Origin of the sequence: Roseateles sp. (assembly GCF_036404855.1) — a bacterium.
Classification (GTDB): domain Bacteria; phylum Pseudomonadota; class Gammaproteobacteria; order Burkholderiales; family Burkholderiaceae_C; genus Pelomonas.
This window is the reverse complement of sequence record NZ_DASWYS010000057.1, coordinates 1-3,868: the sequence shown is the minus strand read 5'-3', so window position 1 is coordinate 3,868 and position 3,868 is coordinate 1. Positions and strand designations below refer to the sequence as shown.

Here is a 3,868-nt window from a genome sequence, read left to right as displayed (position 1 = left end):
TTGGCCGTAGCGACCTATGTCATCGCCACCGAGCCGCTGCCGGAGTCGCTGCAACCGATACGCAGCCCCGCGGCGCTCTACGACAACCGTTTCGCTTTCGACTACTACCGCAGGCTGAACGACGACCGGTTGCTGTGGGGCGGTCGCATCTCCATCCAGGAGCGCGACCCGGCGCGCATCGCGCAGATGCTGCAGGCGGACCTGCTCAGGGTCTATCCGCAGCTGGCCACGGTGCGCATCGAACACGCCTGGGGCGGGCTCATGAGCTATGCGCGGCACAAGATGCCGCAGATCGGCCAGCTGTCGCCGGGGCTGTGGTTCGCGCAGGCCTTCGGCGGCCATGGCGTGGCGCCAACGACGGCGGCCGGCGAGTGGCTGGCCGAGGCCATCAGCGGCCGCACGGACCTGCCCGCGGCCTTGCAGCGCTACGGCCTGACGCCGGTGTTCGGCCAGGCCGGCCTGCTGGCCGCGCAGGCCAGCTACAGCTGGGCGGAGCTGCGCGACGCGCTCAGGGAGCGGCTGATCACTTGATCCGCTGCTTCTCCAGCTTGCGCGCCAGCGTGCGCCGGTGCATGCCCAGCCGCCGCGCGGTCTCGCTGATGTTGAAGCCGGTCTCGGCCAGCACCTCGTGGATGCGCTCCCACTCCAGCGTCTTGATGGACGCCGTCTGGCGCTCGGTGACCTCCACGTCCGCATCGCCCTGCCGGCGCGCGAACGCGGCCTCGATGTCGTCGGTGTTGGCCGGCTTGGCCAGGTAGTGGCAGGCGCCCAGCTTGATGGCCTCGACGGCGGTGGCGATGGACGCATAGCCAGTCAGCACGACGATGAGCACCTCGGGATCCCATCCGTGCAGGTGCTGCACGCAGCTCAGGCCCGACGCGCCGCCGGCCAGCTTCAGATCCACCACGGCATGGCCCAGTTCCTCGTCGTCGGGCAGGCCGTCGAGCAAGGCCTTCATGTCGTCCAGGCCGGTGGCGCGCACGACGCGCCAGCCGCGACGCTCGAAGGAGCGGGTCAGCGTGCGGGCGAAGCTGTCGTCGTCCTCGACGATGAGCAGCAGGCGGTCTTCTTCAGGCATCAGTGCGGGATTCTCGTGGCAGCAGTGAAGCCAGGGGCAGCGTCAGGGTGACGGCGGCGCCCCCTTCCTCCCGGTTGCGCGCTTCCAGCCGGCCACCCAGCGTGCGGGCCACGTTGACCGACAGGAACAGCCCCATGCCGCGGCCATGCTGGCCCTTGCTGCTCTGGTAGGGCTCGCCGAAGTGGGCGAGCTGATCGGCGTCGAAGCCGGGGCCGCGGTCCTGCACGCTCAAGGACAGCGTCTCGCCGCCCGGGCAGGCCGCCCGCAGCGCCAGCGGCTGACCCGGCGCAGCCTCGGCGGCGTTGTCCAGCAGGTTGGCGACGACCTGCTGCAGCGCGCTGTCCGAGATGATCTGGGCCTCGGGCAGGCGCTCGCAACGCACCGCCAGTTCGGCCTGCGGGTGGGTGGCGCGCCAGTTGTCGGCCAGGCCATCTATGAAGACCTGCAGCGTCGTGAGCTGCGGCGCCTCGCCGCGCATCTCGCCGGCTGACATCAGGATGCCCGTCACGATGGCCTTGCAGCGCAGGATCTGGCGCTGCATCTCCTCGATCTCCTCGCGCAGCTCCGGCTCGGCCGCGAAGGGCGCCATGTGCGCCCAGTCGCCCAGGATGACGCTGAGCGTGGCAAGCGGGGTGCCCAGTTCGTGCGCCGCACCGCTGGCCAGCAGCCCCATGCGCAAGATGTGCACCTCCTCGGCGGCACGCTGCTGCGCCTGCGCCAGCTCGGCGTCGCGCTGCCGCAGGTTGCGGTTGATGCGCACGATGAAGACGCTGAGCAGCCCGACGTTGAGCACGAAGCACAGCAGCAGGCCACCCAGGTAGTTGGGCGACAGGGTTGTCGGTGCCGAGGCGTCCAGCAACAGCGGGCGATGCCATTGCATCAGCAGCACGAATCCCGAGACCGTGCTGACGATGACGGCGAGCAGGTAGCCCGGCCGCAGCAGCACCGATGCGACGGCGACCTGCAGCAGATAGAGATAGATGAAGGGGTTGTCGCTGCCACCGGCCAGGTACAGCTGACCGGTCAGCACGCCCACGTCGACCAGCAGCGCGACGCACAGCTCGATCTGCGACACCGGCTGCGCGAGCCGGTTGCGCCACAGGCTGAAAAGGTTGAAGGCCGCGAGGATGCCCAGCAGGCTGAGCATTTCCGCCCAAGGCAGCGTGATGCCCAGACCGGCATGCACGACCAGCACAGTGGCGAGCTGGCCACCGACGGCCAGCCAGCGCAGCTCGATGAGCTGGCGCAGATTGGCCTGTCCGGCGCGACGCTCGGGAGCGACGACGACGGGCTCGGCAGCGGATTCGCGCTGGGCGGGGGCAGGCGTGGTGTTCAAGACGGCGCGCGCCGGCGCTCCTCACGGACCAGGTAAACGGCCGCGGCGGCGGTCATGACCCCGAGCGCCAGCCAGGTGATGGCATAGACAGCGTGATTGTTGGCGAAACGCAGCACCGTCAGGCCGGGTCGCGGCCAGCGCTGGGGCCGGGCCGGGTCGGCGGACTCGTCGACAAAGAACGGAGCGACCGAGCCACCGAGCCCAAGTTGAGCCGCGATGCCCGCCACGTCGCGCGAATACCAACGGCCTTCGGCCGGTTCGTTGCGGCGCAGCGGGCCGCCGCCAGTCTCGGTCAGGCGCAGCAGGCCGACGAGCTCCACCGGCCCTGAAGGCGCGGCATGCAGCTCGGGCGCCCGCTGCTGAGGTGGCACGAAACCGCGGTTGACGAGCACGGTGCTGCCGTCCTCGAGGCGAAGCGGCGCGATGACCCAGTGGCCACCGCCGAGTTCGGTGGTGGCATGCACCAGCACCTCGCGCGGCTCGAAGCGGCCGTGCAGGCGCAAACGGCGGTACTCGTCGGACTTCGACACCGGCGCCGTCGCAGGTGGCGGCGCGACAGGTTCGGCATGGACCTGCCGCTCAATGCGGGCGATCAGGTCCTGCTTCCAGGACAGGCGCTGGACCTGCCAGCCGCACAGCGCCAGGAAGCCCAGGCTGGCCAGCGCCGCGCTGACGATCAGCGTGATACGTGCGGCGCGGCCCATACCGCCTCTGTCAGGGCATGTTGCGCATCGCCGCGGGATCGGGCGTCGGCATCATGTTGGTGTTCATGTGATACATGACCCAGACCGAGCCGGCCAGCATGATGACCACCAGTGCCACCGTGAACAGCAGCGCCAGCATGGACCAGCCACCCTCGACCTTGGCGTTCATGTGCAGGAAGTACACCATGTGCACCACCATCTGCACGGCCGCGAAGCCGAGGATGATGAAGGCCGTCATCTTGGGGCTGGGCAGCACCTTGCCCATGACCAGCCAGAACGGGATGGCCGTCAGGATGGCCGCCAGCACAAAGCCGACGGCATAGCCTTTCACGCTGACGTGGAAATCCTGCTCGCCGTCAAAGCTGTCGTCACCGTGGTGACCGTGACCGTGATCGTGCTTGGCCGCCATCACATCACTCCCATGAGATAGACAAAGGTGAAGACGCCGATCCAGACGACGTCCAGGAAGTGCCAGAACATCGACAAACACATCAGGCGGCGGCGGTTGGGCGCGGTGAGGCCGCGCTTGTGCACCTGCACCATCAGCACGACCAGCCAGATGCAGCCGAAGGTGACGTGCAAGCCGTGCGTGCCCACCAGCGTGAAGAAGCTGGAGAGGAAGGCGCTGCGCTGCGGGCCCGCGCCTTCGTGCAGCAGGTGCGCGAATTCGTAGAGCTCCAGGCCGATGAAGCCCGCGCCCAGCAGGCCGGTGATGGCCAGCCACACCAGCGTGCCGCCCATGCGCCGCTT

At 69.0% G+C, this 3,868-nt stretch carries 6 protein-coding genes; 1 reads left to right on the top strand and 5 read right to left on the bottom strand.

The annotated features are described in order from the left end of the window. Positions 1-531, top strand: a 531-nt coding sequence (locus tag VGF12_RS04080; RefSeq protein ID WP_331174769.1) for an FAD-binding oxidoreductase, incomplete at its 5' end; no start/stop codon positions are given. On the opposite strand, the gene VGF12_RS04075 is transcribed toward VGF12_RS04080, so the two are convergent. From VGF12_RS04075 to VGF12_RS04055, 5 genes are all read right to left on the bottom strand, one after another. Next, positions 524-1,078, bottom strand: a complete 555-nt coding sequence (locus tag VGF12_RS04075; RefSeq protein WP_331174768.1) for a response regulator transcription factor — start codon at positions 1,076-1,078, stop codon at positions 524-526. The genes VGF12_RS04080 and VGF12_RS04075 overlap by 8 nt on opposite strands. After that, a complete protein-coding gene (locus VGF12_RS04070) occupies positions 1,071-2,414 on the bottom strand; it encodes an ATP-binding protein (RefSeq protein WP_331174767.1) in 1,344 nt (447 codons plus the stop codon). Before VGF12_RS04070 ends, VGF12_RS04075 begins: the two co-directional genes overlap by 8 nt. Beyond that, positions 2,411-3,118 carry an SURF1 family protein gene (locus VGF12_RS04065; RefSeq protein WP_331174766.1) on the bottom strand — a complete coding sequence of 236 codons (708 nt, stop codon included), beginning with the start codon at positions 3,116-3,118 and terminating at the stop codon, positions 2,411-2,413. The genes VGF12_RS04070 and VGF12_RS04065 overlap by 4 nt, the downstream gene beginning before the upstream one ends. Before the next feature lie 10 nt (positions 3,119-3,128). Further along, positions 3,129-3,527 (bottom strand): cytochrome o ubiquinol oxidase subunit IV, encoded by a 399-nt coding sequence (gene cyoD / locus VGF12_RS04060; RefSeq protein WP_331174765.1) that lies wholly within the window; start codon positions 3,525-3,527, stop codon positions 3,129-3,131. Further along, positions 3,527-3,868: cytochrome c oxidase subunit 3 (locus VGF12_RS04055; RefSeq protein ID WP_331174764.1), on the bottom strand; the 342-nt coding region annotated here is incomplete at its 5' end. The genes VGF12_RS04055 and cyoD, both read right to left, overlap by 1 nt.

Coding starts and splice junctions, on each gene's coding strand:
- VGF12_RS04075 (WP_331174768.1), bottom strand. CDS start 1,078: ATGCCTGAAGAAGACCGCCTGCTGCTCATCGTCGAGGACGACGACAGC.
- cyoD (WP_331174765.1), bottom strand. CDS start 3,527: ATGGCGGCCAAGCACGATCACGGTCACGGTCACCACGGTGACGACAGC.
- VGF12_RS04065 (WP_331174766.1), bottom strand. CDS start 3,118: ATGGGCCGCGCCGCACGTATCACGCTGATCGTCAGCGCGGCGCTGGCC.